Origin of the sequence: Escherichia sp. 10290 (genome assembly GCF_030295155.1) — a bacterium.
Lineage (GTDB): Bacteria > Pseudomonadota > Gammaproteobacteria > Enterobacterales > Enterobacteriaceae > Escherichia > Escherichia coli_F.
Genome location: NZ_AP025741.1, coordinates 4,972,582 through 4,992,217 on the forward strand (window position 1 = coordinate 4,972,582; position 19,636 = coordinate 4,992,217).

Annotated in this window: 18 protein-coding genes, 1 tRNA gene, 1 rRNA gene and 1 riboswitch; of the genes, 10 read left to right on the forward strand and 10 right to left on the reverse strand. The window is 53.8% G+C overall.

Annotation, left to right across the window (positions count from 1 at the left end; all coding sequences use genetic code 11):
• Nucleotides 1-304: 304 nt before the first annotated feature.
• The 7 genes from thiH to rsd all read right to left on the reverse strand — a co-directional run bounded on the left by thiH (nucleotide 305) and on the right by rsd (nucleotide 6,378).
• Nucleotides 305-1,438 (reverse strand): 2-iminoacetate synthase ThiH, encoded by a 1,134-nt coding sequence (thiH, locus tag QUE74_RS24795; RefSeq protein ID WP_000847470.1) that lies wholly within the window; start codon nucleotides 1,436-1,438, stop codon nucleotides 305-307.
• On the reverse strand, nucleotides 1,435-2,205 hold the full coding sequence (gene thiG, locus QUE74_RS24800; RefSeq protein ID WP_000944128.1) for a thiazole synthase: 771 nt from the start codon (nucleotides 2,203-2,205) through the stop codon (nucleotides 1,435-1,437). The genes thiH and thiG overlap by 4 nt, the downstream gene beginning before the upstream one ends.
• Before the next feature lies 1 nt (nucleotide 2,206).
• The gene (thiS, locus tag QUE74_RS24805) at nucleotides 2,207-2,407 is read right to left on the reverse strand and encodes a sulfur carrier protein ThiS (protein ID WP_001166248.1); all 201 of its coding nucleotides are present in this window, start codon (nucleotides 2,405-2,407) and stop codon (nucleotides 2,207-2,209) included.
• Complete coding sequence (thiF, locus tag QUE74_RS24810) at nucleotides 2,391-3,146, reverse strand: thiazole biosynthesis adenylyltransferase ThiF (RefSeq protein ID WP_000999746.1); 756 nt, start codon at nucleotides 3,144-3,146, stop codon at nucleotides 2,391-2,393. Before thiF ends, thiS begins: the two co-directional genes overlap by 17 nt.
• Nucleotides 3,139-3,774 carry a thiamine phosphate synthase gene (gene thiE / locus QUE74_RS24815; protein WP_000284575.1) on the reverse strand — a complete coding sequence of 212 codons (636 nt, stop codon included), beginning with the start codon at nucleotides 3,772-3,774 and terminating at the stop codon, nucleotides 3,139-3,141. The genes thiF and thiE overlap by 8 nt, the downstream gene beginning before the upstream one ends.
• Nucleotides 3,774-5,669: a phosphomethylpyrimidine synthase ThiC gene (gene thiC / locus QUE74_RS24820; RefSeq protein ID WP_001276913.1), complete on the reverse strand. Its 1,896-nt coding sequence runs from the start codon at nucleotides 5,667-5,669 to the stop codon at nucleotides 3,774-3,776. The genes thiE and thiC overlap by 1 nt, the downstream gene beginning before the upstream one ends.
• An 80-nt stretch (nucleotides 5,670-5,749) precedes the next feature.
• Nucleotides 5,750-5,850: riboswitch (TPP riboswitch) on the reverse strand.
• 51 nt (nucleotides 5,851-5,901) lie between these two features.
• Nucleotides 5,902-6,378, reverse strand: a complete 477-nt coding sequence (gene rsd / locus QUE74_RS24825; RefSeq protein ID WP_000934302.1) for a sigma D regulator — start codon at nucleotides 6,376-6,378, stop codon at nucleotides 5,902-5,904.
• Nucleotides 6,379-6,472: 94 nt separating this feature from the next.
• On the opposite strand from rsd, the gene nudC reads away from it, so the two are divergent.
• The 6 genes from nudC to QUE74_RS24855 all read left to right on the forward strand — a co-directional run bounded on the left by nudC (nucleotide 6,473) and on the right by QUE74_RS24855 (nucleotide 10,978).
• Nucleotides 6,473-7,246 carry an NAD(+) diphosphatase gene (gene nudC / locus QUE74_RS24830; RefSeq protein ID WP_000373940.1) on the forward strand — a complete coding sequence of 258 codons (774 nt, stop codon included), beginning with the start codon at nucleotides 6,473-6,475 and terminating at the stop codon, nucleotides 7,244-7,246.
• 39 nt (nucleotides 7,247-7,285) lie between these two features.
• Entirely contained in the window at nucleotides 7,286-8,350 is a 1,065-nt protein-coding gene (hemE, locus tag QUE74_RS24835; RefSeq protein WP_000137657.1) for a uroporphyrinogen decarboxylase, read from the forward strand.
• A 156-nt stretch (nucleotides 8,351-8,506) separates the two neighbouring features.
• Nucleotides 8,507-9,178, forward strand: a complete 672-nt coding sequence (gene nfi / locus QUE74_RS24840) for a deoxyribonuclease V (protein ID WP_000362376.1) — start codon at nucleotides 8,507-8,509, stop codon at nucleotides 9,176-9,178.
• A 42-nt stretch (nucleotides 9,179-9,220) separates the two neighbouring features.
• A complete protein-coding gene (locus QUE74_RS24845; RefSeq protein WP_000941119.1) occupies nucleotides 9,221-9,811 on the forward strand; it encodes a YjaG family protein in 591 nt (196 codons plus the stop codon).
• A gap of 186 nt (nucleotides 9,812-9,997) precedes the next feature.
• Nucleotides 9,998-10,270: a nucleoid-associated protein HU-alpha gene (gene hupA, locus QUE74_RS24850; RefSeq protein WP_001044513.1), complete on the forward strand. Its 273-nt coding sequence runs from the start codon at nucleotides 9,998-10,000 to the stop codon at nucleotides 10,268-10,270.
• A 12-nt stretch (nucleotides 10,271-10,282) separates the two neighbouring features.
• Nucleotides 10,283-10,978, forward strand: a complete 696-nt coding sequence (locus QUE74_RS24855) for a DUF1481 domain-containing protein (protein ID WP_001300651.1) — start codon at nucleotides 10,283-10,285, stop codon at nucleotides 10,976-10,978.
• A 1-nt stretch (nucleotide 10,979) separates the two neighbouring features.
• Here the strand turns inward: QUE74_RS24855 and zraP are convergent, their stop codons facing one another.
• Nucleotides 10,980-11,399 carry a zinc resistance sensor/chaperone ZraP gene (zraP, locus tag QUE74_RS24860; protein WP_001296714.1) on the reverse strand — a complete coding sequence of 140 codons (420 nt, stop codon included), beginning with the start codon at nucleotides 11,397-11,399 and terminating at the stop codon, nucleotides 10,980-10,982.
• A 237-nt stretch (nucleotides 11,400-11,636) separates the two neighbouring features.
• Here zraP and zraS point away from each other — a divergent pair, with 237 nt between their 5' ends.
• Nucleotides 11,637-13,013 carry a two-component system sensor histidine kinase ZraS gene (zraS, locus tag QUE74_RS24865; RefSeq protein WP_001211884.1) on the forward strand — a complete coding sequence of 459 codons (1,377 nt, stop codon included), beginning with the start codon at nucleotides 11,637-11,639 and terminating at the stop codon, nucleotides 13,011-13,013.
• A complete protein-coding gene (gene zraR / locus QUE74_RS24870; protein ID WP_000148560.1) occupies nucleotides 13,010-14,335 on the forward strand; it encodes a sigma-54-dependent response regulator transcription factor ZraR in 1,326 nt (441 codons plus the stop codon). Before zraS ends, zraR begins: the two co-directional genes overlap by 4 nt.
• Here zraR and purD read toward each other — a convergent pair.
• The gene (gene purD / locus QUE74_RS24875; RefSeq protein WP_000866832.1) at nucleotides 14,332-15,621 is read right to left on the reverse strand and encodes a phosphoribosylamine--glycine ligase; all 1,290 of its coding nucleotides are present in this window, start codon (nucleotides 15,619-15,621) and stop codon (nucleotides 14,332-14,334) included. The two genes, zraR and purD, sit on opposite strands and share 4 nt — an antisense overlap.
• An 11-nt stretch (nucleotides 15,622-15,632) precedes the next feature.
• Entirely contained in the window at nucleotides 15,633-17,222 is a 1,590-nt protein-coding gene (gene purH, locus QUE74_RS24880; RefSeq protein WP_001187581.1) for a bifunctional phosphoribosylaminoimidazolecarboxamide formyltransferase/IMP cyclohydrolase, read from the reverse strand.
• A gap of 616 nt (nucleotides 17,223-17,838) precedes the next feature.
• Here purH and QUE74_RS24885 point away from each other — a divergent pair.
• A 16S ribosomal RNA gene (locus QUE74_RS24885) occupies nucleotides 17,839-19,380 on the forward strand.
• Between the two features lie 171 nt (nucleotides 19,381-19,551).
• Nucleotides 19,552-19,627 (forward strand) — tRNA-Glu (locus QUE74_RS24890).
• Nucleotides 19,628-19,636: the final 9 nt, after the last annotated feature.

Below are 19,636 nucleotides of genomic sequence, written 5' to 3' on the forward strand. Positions count from 1 at the left end.
TCTGAATTTCTTCAGTCTGCTGCATCCTGGAAGATGAGAACATGTGTTCTTATTTTCGTCTCTATGATAGTTGAGTATTTACTCTCTTACAATCAGATCTCTTTCATTGCTCAACAGGCGATGGCTTCAGACTTTGCATTACGGAATTTTTAAGAAAGGCAGGGCGAAACGAGGAAGAAGCTTTTCGCCCTGGACAACATTCCTGCTGACGGTACTAACATAAAAAAACGCAACGCTTTCAACAACCTTGCGTTTTTCATCTTCCGTAGCTGCTCGGAATAAATTTACGTTCTTACATTTTGTCTCATGTCCTTTGCGAGGCGCGTCCCAGATAGCTGTCCCAGTCTTTCCACACCGGCTGCAAACCCTGAGCGGTTAACGCGGCGGCCACCGCTTCTGGTCTGCGATCGTCGTGCGGTGAGAACTGTTCCAGCTCGGGATGATTGTCGGCATAACCACCTGGTTGCGTTTTCGAGAAGGCGCTGACGTTATTGATCGCCAGCGGAATAACGCGATCGCGAAACCACGGTGATTCCCGCGTGGAGAGTGACAGTTCAATCTCCGGCGCAAGTAGGCGGAAGGCGCAGATAGTTTGCACTAACTGGCGTTCATCCATAATCGACGCTGGCTCAATCCCGCCAGTACACGGGCGCAGGCGCGGGAAGGAGACAGAGTAACGGCTTTGCCAGTAATGTTGTTGCAGCCATAGCAAATGTTCGGCAACCATATAGCAGTCAACGCGCCAGCTGTCGGAAAGGCCGATTAGCGCGCCGAGGCCTATCTTATCTATCCCCGCACGGCCCAGCCGATCCGGCGTTTCCAGCCGCCAGAAGAAGTCCTGTTTTTTCCCTTTCAGATGATGGTGGGCGTATGTCGCCTCGTGATATGTCTCCTGATAAACCATCACCCCATCCAGACCAAGTTGCTTTAACTCGGCGTATTCCGCTTCCGCCAGTGGCTGTACTTCCATCTGTAGTGAAGAGAACTGTTCACGCAGGACAGGGAGATGACGACGAAAGTAATCCATCCCCACTTTCGTCTGATGTTCACCAGTGACCAGCAATAGATGTTCAAAGCCCATCTCCCGGATAGCGGCGCTTTCCCTGGCGATATCCGCTTCATCCAGCGTTTTACGCTTGATGCGATTGCTCATGGAAAATCCGCAGTAAGTGCAGTCGTTAGCGCAAAGATTAGAGAGATAAAGCGGGACGTAGAAGCTGATGACGTTGCCAAATCGCTGACGGGTCAGACGCTGCGCCCGTTGAGCCAGTGGTTCCAGGTATTCACTGGCGGCAGGTGATAGCAATGCCATCATATCGTCGCGAGTGAGTTGCGAGGCATTGAGCGCCCGCTCTACGTCAGCAGCCGTTTTGCTGTTGATACGCAGGCGGATGTCGTCCCAGTCCAGTTGTCGCCAGCGATCGCTGAAGGTTTTCATGCCGATGCCTCCAGAAATCCGGTCAGCGGGCTAGTGGCATGAGCAAAATGACTGCGACTGCCCGGCCCGGACTGACGTGCCAGCAGGCCGGCGTCTACCGCCAGACGAAATGCCTTCGCCATGTTGACGGGATCGTCCGCGACGGCAATCGCCGTATTCACTAACACCGCATCGGCTCCCATTTCAAGCGCCTGCGCGGCATGGCTGGGAACGCCAATGCCAGCATCAACGACCACCGGAACCGTGGCTTGCTGGATAATAATCTCCAGCATGGCGCGGGTTTCCAGTCCCTGATTAGAGCCAATTGGTGCGCCGAGCGGCATTACTGCTGCACAGCCCACTTCCTCCAGACGTTTGCACAACACTGGATCGGCACCGCAGTAAGGCAGCACGACAAATCCCTGTTGCACCAACATTTCGGCGGCTTTCAGGGTTTCGATGGGATCGGGCAACAGCCAGCGGGCGTCAGGGTGAATCTCTAATTTTAGCCAGTTTGTGCCTAACGCTTCACGTGCCAGATGAGCGGCGAAAATGGCTTCTTCCGCAGTTTTCGCCCCAGAAGTATTTGGCAGTAGTGTCACACCCGCCGCGATAAGTGGATCGAGGATAGCATCGTTGTGTTGGCGCAAGTCGACACGTTTCATCGCCAGCGTCACCAGTTGGCTGCCGGAAGCGCGGATCGCCTCCACCATCAATTGTGAAGAGGCGAATTTCCCGGTGCCGGTAAACAGATGTGAATCAAACGTTTTGCCCGCAATACGTAACATCTCAACCCCCTGCAATAACCTGAAAAAGCAGGATCTGGTCGCCATCCTGCACGATATGTTGCGCCCATTGCTCCCGCGGGACGATTTGCTGATTAATTGCCAGTGCCGCACCTGCTTGTTGTTGATCGAGTTGCTCCAGCAGTTCGTGAACAGTTAGTCCGGCGACGCACTGCATCGGTTGATCGTTAAACAGGATCTGCATTGCTTCCTCCGCATACTGGGCAACTGCTGGCACGGCGCAACGCCAGGTTGCGCCATTGGTTTAATTTACCGTCAAACAGTCGAAGATATCCCGCAGGGGTCTCTATACCACTCAATAGCTTAATTGCTTCCAGTGCCTGTAACGTGCCCATGACCCCGACCACCGGGCCAACCACGCCCGCCGTGCGGCAGTTGCGTTCTGGCTCCTGGTTATCCGGCCACAGGCAGCGGTAACACCCCTGTTCCCAGGGCGGTGTCAGCACCATCAACTGACCACCAAATCCGACCGCGCTGGCGATGATAAGCGGTGTGTTAAGTGCTACGCAGGCGGTATTAATCTCCTGGCGAGTCGCCATGTTGTCGGTACAGTCGAGTACCACATCGGCCCGTGCTACCGCATCTTTTAACGCCTTACCCGTTAACCGTTGTTGTAATGCTGTCAGTTGAATGTCGGGATTCAACTGTGTCAGTCGCTGTTGGCTGACCTGCGATTTCGGGCGATCGATATCTTCAGTCGTAAAGAGGATTTGTCGTTGCAGATTGCTCAAATGCACATCGTCGTCATCTGCCAGTACCAGCGTCCCGACACCAGCTCCCGCCAGGTATAGCGCAGCAGGTGTACCCAACCCACCCAGACCGATAATCAGCACCTGGCTGTCGAGCAGTTTTTGCTGCCCGTCAAGAGCGATATCGTCGAGCAGGATTTGGCGGCTATAACGCATAAAGTCACGGTCATTCATCGCCAACTCCTGCAATTTCCAGCAACTGTGCTGTTGCCAAACGCCAGTCTGCGGCTTGAGTAATGGCGCTGACAACGGCGATACTGCCGACACCCGTTGCTATCACCGCAGGCGCGCGCGGCAGACTGATACCGCCAATCGCCACGGTGGGATAATCCGCCAGGCGCTCAACATGCCGTGCCAGCTGTTCCAGCCCCTGCGGTGCAGAAGGCATCTGTTTGGTTTGCGTCGGGAACACATGTCCTAGCGCGATATAAGAAGGACGTGCTGCCAACGCGACGTCGATCTCCATATCATCATGTGTCGAAACGCCCAGCCGCAGGCCTGCCGCGCGGATGGCATTGAGATCGGTAGATTGCAAATCTTCCTGCCCCAAATGGACGCCATACGCCTGATGCTTAATCGCCAGCTGCCAGTAATCGTTGATAAACAGCCGTGCGTTATAGCGGCGGCCCAGCGCAATTGCTGCTACGACATCGGCTTCCACCTCTTCATCGCGCCGATCTTTGATGCGCAGCTGGAGAGTACGCACGCCTGCATCCAACAGACGTTCGATCCACTGTACGCTGTCCACTACCGGGTACAGTCCTAAACGAAAAGGTACGTGAGGAAAATCAGGCTGATACATCACGCTTCCTCCTTACGCAGGTAGATTTCTCCACCACTGGCACGGAAGTTCTCCGACATATCCGCCATTCCCACTTCAATGGTTTGCGCGGCGGCATAGTCACGCACTTCCTGGCTGATTTTCATCGAGCAGAATTTCGGCCCACACATGGAGCAAAAATGGGCGACTTTACCGGACTCTTGTGGCAGGGTTTCATCGTGATAAGCGCGGGCGGTAAACGGGTCGAGGGCCAGATTAAACTGGTCTTCCCAGCGAAATTCGAAGCGGGCTTTCGACATGGCGTTATCGCGAATTTGCGCGCCCGGATGCCCTTTCGCCAGGTCGGCGGCGTGGGCGGCAATCTTATAGGTGATAAGCCCCTGCTTAACATCTTCTTTATTAGGCAGACCCAGATGCTCTTTTGGCGTTACGTAACAGAGCATCGCGCAGCCAAACCAGCCAATCATCGCCGCGCCAATCCCCGATGTGAAGTGGTCATAACCCGGCGCAATATCAGTAGTTAGCGGCCCGAGGGTATAGAACGGTGCTTCGTGGCAGTGCTCTAACTCCTCGGTCATATTGCGGCGGATCATCTGCATCGGCACGTGGCCTGGACCTTCAATCATCACCTGCACGTCATATTCCCAGGCGATTTTGGTCAGTTCGCCCAGCGTATGTAGCTCGGCAAACTGCGCTTCATCGTTGGCGTCCTGTATAGAACCAGGGCGCAGGCCGTCGCCCAGCGACAACGAAACGTCATAAGCGGCACAGATTTCACAAATTTCGCGGAAGTGTTGATAGAGGAAATTTTCCTGATGATGGGAGAGGCACCATTTCGCCATAATCGAACCGCCGCGAGAGACGATACCAGTCAGGCGTTTCGCGGTCATCGGCACATAGCGCAGCAGTACGCCCGCATGGATAGTGAAGTAATCCACACCTTGCTCGGCTTGTTCCAGCAGCGTGTCGCGGAACGCTTCCCAGGTAAGATCTTCAGCGATCCCATTAACCTTCTCCAGCGCCTGGTAGATCGGCACTGTACCAATCGGTACCGGGCTGTTACGCAAAATCCATTCGCGAGTTTCGTGAATATAGCGACCGGTGGAAAGATCCATCACTGTATCCGCCCCCCAGCGCGTAGACCATACCAGCTTTTCCACTTCTTCTTCGATGGAAGAGGTGACCGCCGAGTTGCCGATATTGGCGTTAACTTTTACCAGGAAGTTACGGCCAATAATCATTGGCTCCGATTCCGGATGATTAATGTTGGCCGGGATAATCGCACGTCCGGCAGCAACTTCATCACGGACAAATTCCGCAGTGATATTTTCCGGCAGACGTGCGCCAAAGCTCATTCCCGGATGCTGGTGGCGCAAAACTTCGCTACGTATGCGCTCGCGACCCATATTCTCGCGAATGGCGATGAATTCCATTTCGGGCGTGATGATGCCCCGGCGGGCGTAGTGCAGTTGGGTGACGCGGCGTCCTGCTTTGGCGCGCTTTGGGGTTAATACGCCGCTAAAACGTAGCTCGTCGAGGCCATCATCTGCTAGTCGCGCTTTAGTGTAATCGGAACTGCGCACGGTAAGTTCTTCGGTATCGCCGCGCGCATCGATCCACGGCTGGCGCAGTTTTGCCAGTCCTTGCTGCACGTTAATGGCGATCTGTGGATCGCCATACGGACCGGAGGTGTCGTAGACCGGAATCGCTTCGTTTTCTTCGTACTGCGGCTGTTCTTTGCTACCGCCGATTAGCGTCGGGCTAAGCTGGATCTCACGCATCGGCACGCGCACGCCGGGTTGTGTGCCAGTGATGTAAATGCGTTTTGAGTTCGGAAAGGCGGTGCCTTCCAGGGTGTCGATAAAATGTTGGGCCTGGGCGCGTTGTTCGCGGCGGGTCAGTTTTGTTGCAGACATAGCTCATTCCAAAAAGTTAAGGACGTGGCTTGTCAGACGACGGATGAAGCAAGAGACGATCGCCGCAAAGGCGATGCGATAGCAGATTAACTCTTGTTCCCTTCGCAGGTATTAGCCTGATCAGGTTCCGCGGATCCCGAATAAACGGTCTCAGCCAGTTAAGGCACTCCGACAAGAAATTAGCCCCGCAAACGGGGCGTTGAATGTAAATTACGCGTTAACAGCGCAGAACTCAAGCAGGATGTTTGACGCGGGCGGCGTCAAGCACCAGCAGAATCAGCTTATCTTCCAGCACAAAGCGCGCTTCCAGGGCCTCGCCGATGTCAGATAAAACCTGTTGAAACTCAAGGTAATTATCATGATCGATAGCGGTTTCCAGGCTGGAATCGTAGTAATCCATAATCTGTTGGGTATTGGCTTCGAGTTGTGGCCAAATCTTCGCGGCGCGTGCGAGTTGCCCATTGCCTTCCAGTTTATGAAGAATGCGCTCATAAATACTGAAATGTCCGGCAGACAAGTAATCGACCAGGCTCTGACAAAAATCATCAAGGGCTTTTTCGTTTAGCCTCATGTACGATTCTTTGCCAGGCTTAATGCCAACCAGATTGTAGTAAGCCACGAGCAGATGCTTACGTACATGTAGCCAGCGATCAACCAGTTTGTTACTTCCTCTGACGCGCTCCGTCAGGTTATCGAGCTGGTTAAGCATGATTGACTCCGCAAGTTTGTATTCAAAAACTGCTCAGTGAGAAATGTAAAAACCATGTTAAACATGCCAGTGATGCAAAGGTAGTGCAAGAGCTATGGATCGTATAATTGAAAAATTAGATCACGGCTGGTGGGTCGTCAGCCATGAACAAAAATTATGGTTGCCGAAGGGAGAATTGCCATATGGCGAAGCGGCAAATTTCGATCTTGTGGGTCAGCGCGCACTACAAATCGGCGAATGGCAGGGGGAACCTGTTTGGTTAGTACAACAGCAGCGGCGTCACGATATGGGGTCGGTACGTCAGGTCATTGATCTCGATGTTGGGCTGTTTCAACTGGCCGGACGTGGCGTGCAACTGGCGGAGTTTTACCGATCGCATAAATACTGTGGTTACTGCGGGCATGAAATGTATCCAAGCAAAACCGAATGGGCGATGCTGTGCAGCCATTGCCGTGAGCGTTACTACCCGCAAATCGCCCCCTGCATTATTGTTGCCATCCGTCGCGATGATTCGATCCTCCTCGCCCAGCATACCCGCCATCGTAACGGTGTCCATACGGTACTTGCCGGATTCGTCGAAGTGGGCGAAACCCTCGAGCAGGCGGTCGCGCGGGAAGTGATGGAAGAGAGCGGAATTAAAGTTAAAAACTTGCGGTACGTGACTTCCCAGCCGTGGCCGTTTCCCCAGTCGCTGATGACCGCATTTATGGCGGAATATGACAGCGGCGACATCGTGATTGATCCGAAAGAGCTGCTCGAGGCGAACTGGTATCGCTACGATGATTTACCGTTACTTCCGCCGCCCGGCACCGTGGCGCGCCGTCTGATAGAAGATACGGTGGCGATGTGTCGGGCAGAGTATGAGTGATGATACACTGACCGCCTGACGCACTAAGGAACAGCCAAAATGACCGAACTCAAAAACGATCGTTATCTGCGGGCGCTGCTGCGCCAGCCCGTTGATGTCACTCCAGTATGGATGATGCGCCAGGCGGGTCGCTATCTACCGGAATATAAAGCCACGCGCGCCCAGGCGGGCGATTTTATGTCGCTGTGCAAAAATGCAGAGCTGGCGTGCGAAGTGACTTTGCAACCGCTGCGTCGCTATCCGCTGGATGCGGCAATCCTCTTTTCCGATATCCTCACCGTGCCGGACGCGATGGGGTTAGGGCTCTATTTTGAAGCCGGAGAAGGTCCGCGTTTTACCTCGCCAGTCACCTGCAAAGCTGACGTTGATAAACTGCCAATTCCGGACCCGGAAGATGAGCTGGGCTATGTGATGAACGCGGTGCGTACTATTCGCCGCGAACTGAAAGGCGAAGTGCCGCTGATTGGTTTTTCCGGCAGCCCGTGGACGCTGGCGACCTATATGGTGGAAGGTGGCAGCAGCAAAGCGTTCACCGTGATCAAAAAGATGATGTATGCCGATCCACAGGCGCTGCACGCTCTGCTCGATAAACTGGCGAAAAGCGTCACTTTGTATCTGAATGCGCAAATTAAAGCTGGTGCTCAGGCCGTGATGATCTTCGATACCTGGGGCGGCGTGCTCACCGGGCGCGATTATCAACAGTTCTCGCTCTATTACATGCATAAAATAGTTGATGGTTTACTGCGTGAAAACGACGGTCGCCGTGTACCGGTCACCCTGTTTACCAAAGGCGGTGGACAGTGGCTGGAAGCTATGGCGGAAACGGGTTGCGATGCGCTGGGTCTCGACTGGACAACGGATATCGCCGATGCGCGCCGCCGCGTGGGCAATAAAGTCGCGCTGCAGGGTAATATGGATCCGTCGATGCTATACGCGCCACCTGCCCGCATTGAAGAAGAAGTCGCGACTATACTTGCAGGTTTCGGTCACGGCGAAGGTCATGTATTTAACCTTGGTCACGGCATTCACCAGGATGTGCCGCCAGAACATGCTGGCGTGTTTGTGGAGGCTGTGCATCGACTGTCTGAACAGTATCACCGCTAAGAGCCTGGTCCATCAGGCTATTTTATTTGCCATTTTGAGGCCGGGCAGTGCTCAAAATCCTCACGTACTACGTGTACGCTCCGGTTTTTCCGCGCTGTCCGGCCTCAAACTGCCTTCAACAATTACGCCTGTTGAACCAGGCTCTAAGGAGCGATTATGGATCTCGCGTCATTACGCGCTCAACAAATCGAACTGGCTTCCTCTGTGATCCGTGAGGATCGACTTGATAAAGATCCGCCGGATCTGATCGCCGGAGCCGATGTCGGGTTTGAGCAGGGCGGAGACGTGACGCGAGCGGCGATGGTGCTGCTGAAATACCCCTCTCTTGAGCTGGTGGAGTATAAAGTGGCACGCATCGCCACCACCATGCCTTACATTCCAGGTTTTCTTTCCTTCCGCGAATATCCTGCGCTGCTGGCAGCGTGGGAGATGCTGTCGCAAAAGCCGGATTTAGTGTTTGTCGATGGTCACGGGATCTCGCATCCTCGCCGTCTTGGCGTCGCCAGCCACTTTGGTTTGCTGGTGGATGTGCCGACCATTGGCGTAGCGAAAAAGCGGTTATGCGGTAAATTCGAGCCGCTCTCCAGCGAACCGGGCGCGCTGGCACCGTTGATGGATAAAGGCGAGCAGCTGGCCTGGGTCTGGCGCAGTAAAGCGCGCTGTAACCCGCTATTTATCGCAACTGGCCATCGTGTCAGCATGGATAGTGCGCTGGCCTGGGTACAACGCTGCATGAAAGGCTATCGTCTGCCGGAGCCAACGCGCTGGGCAGACGCGGTGGCCTCGGAACGTCCTGCATTCGTGCGCTATACAGCAAATCAGCCCTAATTCAGGTAAACTGCGGATAATTTCCGTATTTGAGAACTCAACATGTTACAAAACCCAATTCATCTGCGTCTGGAGCGCCTGGAAAGCTGGCAGCACGTCACTTTTATGGCCTGCTTATGCGAACGTATGTACCCTAATTACGCCGTATTCTGTCAGCAAACTGGTTTTGGTGATGGGCAAATTTACCGCCGTATTCTCGATCTCATCTGGGAAACGCTGACCGTCAAAGACGCAAAAGTAAATTTCGACAGCCAACTGGAGAAATTTGAAGAAGCGATTCCTTCAGCCGACGATTTCGATCTGTACGGCGTTTATCCGGCAATCGATGCTTGCGTGGCGTTAAGTGAACTGGTCCATTCGCGTTTAAGTGGCGAAACGCTCGAACACGCGGTAGAAGTGAGTAAGACCTCCATCACGACCGTGGCGATGCTGGAAATGACTCAGGCTGGCCGTGAAATGAGCGATGAAGAGCTCAAAGAAAACCCAGCTGTAGAGCAAGAGTGGGACATTCAGTGGGAAATATTCCGACTTTTAGCTGAGTGCGAAGAACGCGATATCGAGCTGATAAAAGGCCTTAGGGCAGACCTGCGTGAGGCGGGCGAGAGCAATATTGGTATAATTTTTCAGCAATAAGACCAGAAAACGTGATTTAACGCCTGATTTGTCATACCTGGAGTCTTCCCTTTCGCCCCCCGTCTGGTCTACATTTGGGGGGCGAAAAAAAGTGGCTATCGGTGCGTGTATGCAGGAGAGTGCTATTCTGGCATTTCCGTCGCACTCGATGCTTAGCAAGCGATAAACACATTGTAAGGATAACTTATGAACAAGACTCAACTGATTGATGTAATTGCAGAGAAAGCAGAACTGTCCAAAACCCAGGCTAAAGCTGCTCTGGAGTCCACTCTGGCTGCAATTACTGAGTCTCTGAAAGAAGGCGATGCTGTACAACTGGTTGGTTTCGGTACCTTCAAAGTGAACCACCGCGCTGAGCGTACTGGCCGCAACCCGCAGACCGGTAAAGAAATCAAAATTGCCGCAGCTAACGTGCCGGCATTTGTTTCTGGCAAGGCACTGAAAGACGCAGTTAAGTAAGATTGCGTGGCAGTGAACAGTTTTAACGAAGGGGTGGTTTCACCCCTTTTGTCTTTCTGGCGTCGATCATTGATGCTGGCGGGCGCTCTGTTTCTCACTGCCTGTAGCCACAACTCTTCACTTCCTCCCTTTACCGCCAGTGGATTTGCTGAAGATCAGGGCGCGGTACGTATCTGGCGAAAAGACAGTGGCGATAATGTGCATCTGCTTGCTGTGTTTAGCCCGTGGCGCAGTGGCGATACCACGACGCGAGAGTATCGCTGGCAGGGCGATAACCTCACGCTCATCAATATCAATGTTTACAGCAAACCGCCGGTGAACATTCGCGCGCGTTTTGACGATCGCGGCGATCTGAGCTTTATGCAACGTGAATCCGATGGGGAAAAGCAGCAGCTTTCTAACGACCAAATCGATTTATACCGTTATCGTGCTGATCAGATCCGCCAGATTAGCGATGCCTTACGTCAGGGGAGAGTCGTGCTGCGCCAGGGGCGCTGGCATGCGATGGAACAGACCGTGACCACCTGCGAAGGGCAAACCATTAAACCTGATTTAGATTCGCAGGCGATAGCGCATATCGAGCGCCGCCAGAGCCGCTCTTCTGTTGATGTCAGCGTGGCATGGCTGGAAGCGCCCGAAGGTTCGCAATTACTGTTAGTGGCAAACTCTGATTTCTGTCGCTGGCAACCCAACGAGAAAACGTTCTGATTTACCAGTGGCCCATACCCATATGACCGCCACCACCGCAGCCGCCGTAACCCATTCCGGTACCGCGCGGAATACCCGCTTCAGCCATCGCAATATCTCGTTTCACCCGTAACTCATCTAACGACTGACGCAAATTCTCCATCTCTTTGGCGACCGCGTTAATTTTGCTGCTATCCGGTGGGTTCGCGGCTAACAGGGCATTGTATTCATAACGCTTCGTCACCAGTTGCTGTTGCAGTGCGCTGCTTTGAGCGTAAAAGTCATTATGGATTTTCTGCCACGCTGTCTGTTGTTCGCTGGTCAAAGGCGCGGCATTTTGCTGCCACATACCGTGTCCGCCGTGAGCAAATGCAGATGTCGATCCCATCGCCATTGCTGAAAGCGCCATCATCACCAGGGCAATTTTCGTGTTCCGTTTCATGGTTAATCCTCCAGTGGTTGTCTTACTTTGTGTATTGCATCTTTCGTGCCAACGGCGAAACGCTGATATGACGGGCAATATGACATGATAAACGAGTAAAAATGACTCGCCAGCTGTGTGTAGCGAGTCATTTTTACTCATTGAAACTTAAGCCTTTGTGTTAAAGCGCAGGGTAAGTGCTAATAAAAGATGGCATGATTTCTGCTGTCAAAAAGGGATGAACAGGCAAAGAAGAAGATGCGTTTTATGCAGCGATCAAAAGATGCCTCAGCAAAATGGTTAAGCGCGATCCTTCCCGTAGTCATTGTTGGACTGGTGGGGTTGTTTGCGGTGACCGTGATTCGCGATTATGGGCGCGAGACTGCCGCCGCCAGACAAACTCTGCTGGAAAAAGGCAGTGTACTTATCCGCGCTCTCGAATCCGGCTCGCGCGTCGGTATGGGGATGCGCATGCATCATGCGCAGCAGCAGGCTTTACTGGAAGAAATGGCTGGGCAGCCAGGAGTGCGTTGGTTTGCGGTCACGGATGAACAAGGAACAATCGTGATGCATAGCAACTCCGGCATGGTGGGAAAACAGCTTTATTCCCCGCAGGAAATGCAGCAGTTACATCCGGGAGACGAAGAAGCGTGGCGGCGGATCGATAGCGCAGACGGCGAGCCTGTTCTGGAAATTTATCGCCAGTTTCAACCGATGTTTGCTGCTGGAATGCACCGGATGCGCCATATGCAGCAGTATGCCACGACACCACAAGCAATTTTTATCGCTTTCGACGCCAGTAACATTGTGAGTGCCGAAGAGCGTGAGCAGAGAAACACCCTGATTATCCTCTTCGCCCTGGCGACGGTCTTGCTGGCAAGCGTGTTGTCATTCTTCTGGTATCGCCGCTATCTTCGCTCGCGCCAGCTGTTACAGGATGAAATGAAGCGCAAAGAGAAGCTGGTGGCGCTGGGACATCTGGCCGCAGGCGTCGCCCATGAAATCCGTAACCCGCTTTCCTCGATTAAAGGGCTGGCGAAATATTTTGCCGAACGCGCACCAGCAGGAGGAGAAGCACATCAATTGGCGCAGGTGATGGCGAAAGAAGCCGACCGTTTAAACCGCGTGGTAAGCGAGCTGCTGGAGCTGGTTAAGCCAACGCATCTTGCTTTGAAGGCGGTGGATCTCAACACGCTGATTAACCACTCATTACAACTGGTAAGCCAGGATGCAAACAGTAGGGAGATCCAATTACGCTTTACCGCCAACGACGCATTGCCGAAGATACAGGCCGATCCGGACCGACTGACTCAGGTCCTGTTGAATCTCTATCTCAATGCTATTCAGGCTATTGGTCAGCATGGCGTGATTAGCGTGACGGCCAGCGAAAGCAGCGCAGGCGTTAAAATAAACGTAACCGACAGCGGTAAGGGAATTGCGGCGGATCAGCTTGAAGCCATCTTCACCCCGTACTTCACCACCAAAGCCGAAGGCACCGGACTGGGGCTGGCGGTTGTGCATAATATTGTTGAACAACACGGTGGTACAATTCAGGTCGTAAGCCAGGAGGGGAAAGGTGCAACGTTCACCCTCTGGCTTCCGGTCAATATTACGCGTAAGGACCCACAAGGATGACGCACGATAATATCGATATTCTGGTGGTGGATGATGACATTAGCCACTGCACTATCTTGCAGGCATTGCTGCGCGGCTGGGGCTATAACGTCGTGCTGGCAAACAGCGGGCGACAGGCGCTGGAGCAAGTGCGGGAACAGGTTTTTGATCTTGTGCTTTGTGATGTGCGAATGGCAGAGATGGATGGCATCGCCACGCTGAAAGAGATCAAAGCGTTAAATCCGGCAATTCCGGTACTGATTATGACCGCGTACTCCAGCGTCGAGACGGCGGTAGAGGCGTTGAAAACCGGGGCGCTGGATTATCTCATCAAGCCGCTGGATTTCGATAACCTGCAGGCAACCCTGGAAAAGGCGCTTGCGCATACGCACAGTGTTGATGCTGAAACGCCTGCGGTGTCTGCCAGCCAGTTCGGTATGGTCGGTAAAAGCCCGGCGATGCAACACCTGCTCAGTGAAATCGCCCTTGTCGCGCCATCGGAAGCCACGGTGCTGATCCACGGCGATTCCGGCACCGGTAAAGAGCTGGTCGCCAGGGCGATTCACGCCAGTAGCGCACGGAGTGAAAAGCCGCTGGTAACGCTCAACTGTGCGGCACTCAACGAATCCTTACTGGAATCTGAATTGTTCGGTCACGAAAAAGGGGCGTTTACCGGAGCCGACAAACGGCGGGAAGGGCGCTTTGTGGAGGCAGACGGCGGCACGCTGTTTCTCGATGAAATTGGCGATATCTCACTGATGATGCAGGTTCGTCTACTGCGTGCGATTCAGGAGCGCGAAGTCCAGCGTGTCGGTAGCAATCAGACTATCTCGGTTGATGTCCGGCTGATTGCGGCGACTCATCGCGATCTTGCCGCTGAGGTAAAGGCCGGGCGTTTTCGTCAGGATCTCTACTATCGCCTGAATGTGGTGGCGATTGAAGTACCTTCGCTACGGCAACGGCGGGAAGATATTCCACTGCTGGCTAACCATTTTCTGCAGCGCTTTGCCGAACGCAATCGCAAGGCGGTAAAAGGGTTTACTCCCCAGGCGATGGATCTGCTGATTCACTACGACTGGCCGGGAAATATTCGTGAACTGGAAAACGCGGTGGAACGGGCGGTGGTGCTGCTGACCGGGGAATATATTTCCGAACGCGAGCTGCCGCTGGCGATTGCCAGTACGCCGATCCCGCTGGTGCAAAGTCAGGATATTCAGCCGCTGGTGGAAGTCGAAAAGGAAGTGATTCTGGCGGCGCTGGAGAAAACGGGCGGCAACAAAACCGAAGCCGCCCGTCAGTTAGGGATTACGCGCAAAACGCTATTGGCAAAACTGTCGCGTTAGTTCTGCTCGCGTTCGATGGCGCGCCAGCCGATATCCTTCCGGCAGAAGCAATCGTCCCAATGGATATCGGTCATTAAGGCATAAGCGCGTTTCTGCGCTTCTGCCACGGTATGACCCAGCGCGGTGACGCACAGTACGCGCCCGCCGCTGGTTACCACCTGCTCGTCATCCGCCAGTTTTGTGCCCGCGTGGAACACTTTGCCGTCAGACACTTCTTCCAGCGGCAGGCCGTGGATCACATCGCCGGTGCGGTAATCGCCCGGATATCCACCCGCAGCCATCACCACGCCGAGAGAAGCGCGTTCATCCCACTCGGACGTTTTCTCGTCAAGCGTACCTTCACAGGCCGCCAGGCAAAGCTCAACCAGATCGGACTTCATGCGTAGCATAATCGGCTGGGTTTCCGGATCGCCAAAGCGGCAGTTAAATTCGATAACCTTCGGATTACCCTGTTTGTCGATCATCAGGCCCGCATAGAGAAAACCGGTGTAGGTGTTGCCTTCCGCCGCCATACCTTTCACGGTTGGCCAGATGATACGTTCCATCGTGCGCAGATGAACTTCATCGGTCACCACTGGCGCAGGGGAGTAAGCGCCCATACCGCCCGTGTTCGGCCCGGTATCTTTATCGCCTACGCGTTTGTGATCCTGGCTGGTGGCCATTGGCAGCACATGCTCACCGTCCACCATCACGATAAAGCTCGCTTCTTCGCCGTCGAGGAACTCTTCGATAACAATACGATGACCCGCGTCGCCAAAAGCGTTGCCTGCCAGCATGTCGTGAACGGCCGCTTCGGCTTCTTCCAGCGTCATCGCTACGATAACGCCTTTCCCGGCAGCCAGACCGTCCGCTTTAATGACGATTGGCGCGCCTTTCTCACGCAGATACGCCAGTGCAGGTTCTACCTCGGTGAAGTTCTGGTATTCCGCCGTAGGGATCTTATGGCGGGCCAGGAAATCCTTGGTAAACGCTTTCGAGCCTTCCAGTTGTGCGGCGCCTGCGGTTGGTCCGAAGATTTTCAGCCCGGCGGCGCGGAAGGTATCGACCACGCCTTTCACCAGCGGCGCTTCCGGGCCGACGATGGTTAAATCTACCTTTTCATTTTGCGCGAAATCTAGCAGTGCCGGGATATCGGTCACGCCGATAGCGACGTTTTGCAGCGCGGGTTCCAGTGCAGTGCCTGCGTTACCCGGAGCAACAAAAACAGTCTCAACCAGCGGCGACTGGGCCGCTTTCCAGGCCAGCGCGTGCTCGCGCCCGCCATTACCAATCACTAATACTTTCATCTGTCGCTCCATTAATGGCGGAAGTGGCGCATGTCGGTGAAGAGCATCGCAATACCGTGCTCGTCGGCGGCGGCAATCACTTCGTCATCACGGATAGAACCGCCAGGCTGGATTACGCAGGTCACGCCCGCAGCGGCCGCGGCATCAATACCGTCGCGGAACGGGAAGAATGCGTCAGAAGCCATTGACGAACCTTTCACTTCCAGGCCTTCATCGGCAGCTTTAATACCGGCGATTTTCGCGGAGTACACGCGGCTCATCTGGCCTGCGCCAATACCGATGGTCATATTGTTTTTGGCGTAGACAATGGCGTTAGATTTCACGAACTTCGCCACCTTCCAGCAGAATAGCGCATCACGCAGCTCCTGTTCGGTCGGCTGACGTTTGGTGACGACGCGCAGTTCTTCTGCACCAACCATCCCCAGGTCACGATCCTGAACCAGCAGACCGCCGTTCACGCGTTTGAAATCAAGGCCTGGAACACGCTCGGCCCACTGACCACATGTCAGGACACGTACGTTCTGTTTAGCGGCGGTGATTTTCAACGCTTCTTCGCTGGCGGACGGCGCAATAATCACTTCAACAAACTGACGAGAAATGATGGCCTGTGCGGTTTCAGCATCCAGCTCGCGGTTAAAGGCGATAATGCCGCCGAACGCCGAGGTGGGGTCGGTTTTATACGCGCGATCGTAAGCATCAAGAATGGAATTGCCGATAGCCACACCGCAAGGGTTGGCGTGCTTCACAATCACACATGCCGGCTCGGCGAACTCTTTCACGCACTCCAGCGCCGCATCGGTATCGGCGATGTTGTTATAAGAGAGGGCTTTACCCTGAACCTGGGTTGCGGTGGCAACGGAGGCTTCTTTCACATTCTCTTCTATATAGAAGGCAGCCTGCTGGTGGCTGTTCTCGCCGTAGCGCATATCCTGCTTCTTAATGAAGTTCAGGTTCAGCGTACGCGGGAAGCGACCGGCGGCTTCTTTGCTTTCACCGTGATAAGCCGGAACCATGCTGCCGAAGTAGTTGGCAATCATGCTGTCGTAGGCGGCGGTATGTTCAAAGGCTTTGATAGCGAGATCGAAACGGGTTGCAAGCGTCAGCGATCCTTCGTTGGCATCCATCTCTTTAATAATGGCGTCGTAGTCGCTGCTCTTCACCACGATTGCGACATCTTTATGGTTCTTGGCGGCGGAGCGCACCATCGTTGGACCACCGATATCGATGTTCTCAACCGCATCTTCCAGAGAGCAACCTTCACGGGCCACGGTCTGGGCGAACGGATAGAGGTTAACAACCACCATATCGATAGGTTGGATCTGATGTTCTTCCATAACGGCATCGTCCTGGCCGCGACGGCCCAGAATGCCACCATGCACTTTCGGATGCAGGGTCTTCACGCGTCCATCCATCATCTCCGGGAAACCGGTGTAATCGGAAACTTCGGTTACCGGCAGACCCTTTTCTGCTAACAGACGGGCAGTGCCCCCTGTAGACAGCAGCTCCACACCGCGTGCGGAAAGTGCCTGGGCGAATTCGACGATACCGGCTTTGTCAGAAACACTGAGCAGAGCGCGGCGGACTGGACGACGTTGTTGCATGGTAAATCCCCTGGATTTGACTATTACAGAGAGCGTTAGCTGAATTTTTCGCGAAAAACTCAGCTAACGCCCCTAACGGGGCATCCTTATTTTTCGCCCGCATTGTAACGAAAACGTTTGCGCAACGCTCGCGAATTTTTCTCTTTCAATGGTGATCACAATTTTGACAGTGTTTACCGTGGGAAAAATACAGAAATTACATTGATGGTTGTGGATAACTCTGTGCGTAAAAAGGTATAAAGCGGGGTTTTGCTGGGGAATGCAGCAGTCAGTCATTTTTCTGCAATTTTTCTATTGCGGCCTGCGGAGAACTCCCTATAATGCGCCTCCATCGACACGGCGGATGTGAATCACTTCACACAAACAGCCGGTTCGGTTGAAGAGAAAAATCCTGAAATTCAGGGTTGACTCTGAAAGAGGAAAGCGTAATATACGCCACCTCGCGACAGTGAGCTGAAAGCCGCGTCGCAACTGCTCTTTAACAATTTATCAGACAATCTGTGTGGGCACTCGAAGATACGGATTCTTAACGTCGCAAGACGAAAAATGAATACCAAGTCTCAAGAGTGAACACGTAATTTATTACGAAGTTTAATTCTTTGAGCATCAAACTTTTAAATTGAAGAGTTTGATCATGGCTCAGATTGAACGCTGGCGGCAGGCCTAACACATGCAAGTCGAACGGTAACAGGAAGCAGCTTGCTGCTTTGCTGACGAGTGGCGGACGGGTGAGTAATGTCTGGGAAACTGCCTGATGGAGGGGGATAACTACTGGAAACGGTAGCTAATACCGCATAACGTCGCAAGACCAAAGAGGGGGACCTTCGGGCCTCTTGCCATCGGATGTGCCCAGATGGGATTAGCTAGTAGGTGGGGTAACGGCTCACCTAGGCGACGATCCCTAGCTGGTCTGAGAGGATGACCAGCCACACTGGAACTGAGACACGGTCCAGACTCCTACGGGAGGCAGCAGTGGGGAATATTGCACAATGGGCGCAAGCCTGATGCAGCCATGCCGCGTGTATGAAGAAGGCCTTCGGGTTGTAAAGTACTTTCAGCGGGGAGGAAGGGAGTAAAGTTAATACCTTTGCTCATTGACGTTACCCGCAGAAGAAGCACCGGCTAACTCCGTGCCAGCAGCCGCGGTAATACGGAGGGTGCAAGCGTTAATCGGAATTACTGGGCGTAAAGCGCACGCAGGCGGTTTGTTAAGTCAGATGTGAAATCCCCGGGCTCAACCTGGGAACTGCATCTGATACTGGCAAGCTTGAGTCTCGTAGAGGGGGGTAGAATTCCAGGTGTAGCGGTGAAATGCGTAGAGATCTGGAGGAATACCGGTGGCGAAGGCGGCCCCCTGGACGAAGACTGACGCTCAGGTGCGAAAGCGTGGGGAGCAAACAGGATTAGATACCCTGGTAGTCCACGCCGTAAACGATGTCGACTTGGAGGTTGTGCCCTTGAGGCGTGGCTTCCGGAGCTAACGCGTTAAGTCGACCGCCTGGGGAGTACGGCCGCAAGGTTAAAACTCAAATGAATTGACGGGGGCCCGCACAAGCGGTGGAGCATGTGGTTTAATTCGATGCAACGCGAAGAACCTTACCTGGTCTTGACATCCACGGAAGTTTTCAGAGATGAGAATGTGCCTTCGGGAACCGTGAGACAGGTGCTGCATGGCTGTCGTCAGCTCGTGTTGTGAAATGTTGGGTTAAGTCCCGCAACGAGCGCAACCCTTATCCTTTGTTGCCAGCGGTCCGGCCGGGAACTCAAAGGAGACTGCCAGTGATAAACTGGAGGAAGGTGGGGATGACGTCAAGTCATCATGGCCCTTACGACCAGGGCTACACACGTGCTACAATGGCGCATACAAAGAGAAGCGACCTCGCGAGAGCAAGCGGACCTCATAAAGTGCGTCGTAGTCCGGATTGGAGTCTGCAACTCGACTCCATGAAGTCGGAATCGCTAGTAATCGTGGATCAGAATGCCACGGTGAATACGTTCCCGGGCCTTGTACACACCGCCCGTCACACCATGGGAGTGGGTTGCAAAAGAAGTAGGTAGCTTAACCTTCGGGAGGGCGCTTACCACTTTGTGATTCATGACTGGGGTGAAGTCGTAACAAGGTAACCGTAGGGGAACCTGCGGTTGGATCACCTCCTTACCTTAAAGAACTGTTCTTTGCAGTGCTCACACAGATTGTCTGATGAAAAGTGAATAGCAAGGCGTTTACGCGTTGGGAGTGAGGCTGAAGAGAATAAGGCCGTTCGCTTTCTGTTAATGAAAGCTCACCCTACACGAAAATATCACGCAGCGCGTGATAAGCAATTTTCGTGTCCCCTTCGTCTAGAGGCCCAGGACACCGCCCTTTCACGGCGGTAACAGGGGTTCGAATCCCCTAGGGGACGCCACTTGCTGGT

Bases quoted from the DNA above. Each gene is read 5' to 3' on its own strand.
- nudC (WP_000373940.1), top strand. From the start codon at position 6,473: ATGGATCGTATAATTGAAAAATTAGATCACGGCTGGTGGGTCGTCAGC.
- zraP (WP_001296714.1), bottom strand. From the start codon at position 11,399: ATGAAACGGAACACGAAAATTGCCCTGGTGATGATGGCGCTTTCAGCA.
- zraR (WP_000148560.1), top strand. From the start codon at position 13,010: ATGACGCACGATAATATCGATATTCTGGTGGTGGATGATGACATTAGC.
- rsd (WP_000934302.1), bottom strand. From the start codon at position 6,378: ATGCTTAACCAGCTCGATAACCTGACGGAGCGCGTCAGAGGAAGTAAC.
- purD (WP_000866832.1), bottom strand. From the start codon at position 15,621: ATGAAAGTATTAGTGATTGGTAATGGCGGGCGCGAGCACGCGCTGGCC.
- thiH (WP_000847470.1), bottom strand. From the start codon at position 1,438: ATGAAAACCTTCAGCGATCGCTGGCGACAACTGGACTGGGACGACATC.
- QUE74_RS24845 (WP_000941119.1), top strand. From the start codon at position 9,221: ATGTTACAAAACCCAATTCATCTGCGTCTGGAGCGCCTGGAAAGCTGG.
- thiG (WP_000944128.1), bottom strand. From the start codon at position 2,205: ATGTTACGTATTGCGGGCAAAACGTTTGATTCACATCTGTTTACCGGC.
- hupA (WP_001044513.1), top strand. From the start codon at position 9,998: ATGAACAAGACTCAACTGATTGATGTAATTGCAGAGAAAGCAGAACTG.
- purH (WP_001187581.1), bottom strand. From the start codon at position 17,222: ATGCAACAACGTCGTCCAGTCCGCCGCGCTCTGCTCAGTGTTTCTGAC.
- zraS (WP_001211884.1), top strand. From the start codon at position 11,637: ATGCGTTTTATGCAGCGATCAAAAGATGCCTCAGCAAAATGGTTAAGC.
- thiE (WP_000284575.1), bottom strand. From the start codon at position 3,774: ATGTATCAGCCTGATTTTCCTCACGTACCTTTTCGTTTAGGACTGTAC.
- nfi (WP_000362376.1), top strand. From the start codon at position 8,507: ATGGATCTCGCGTCATTACGCGCTCAACAAATCGAACTGGCTTCCTCT.
- thiS (WP_001166248.1), bottom strand. From the start codon at position 2,407: ATGCAGATCCTGTTTAACGATCAACCGATGCAGTGCGTCGCCGGACTA.
- thiC (WP_001276913.1), bottom strand. From the start codon at position 5,669: ATGTCTGCAACAAAACTGACCCGCCGCGAACAACGCGCCCAGGCCCAA.
- hemE (WP_000137657.1), top strand. From the start codon at position 7,286: ATGACCGAACTCAAAAACGATCGTTATCTGCGGGCGCTGCTGCGCCAG.
- thiF (WP_000999746.1), bottom strand. From the start codon at position 3,146: ATGAATGACCGTGACTTTATGCGTTATAGCCGCCAAATCCTGCTCGAC.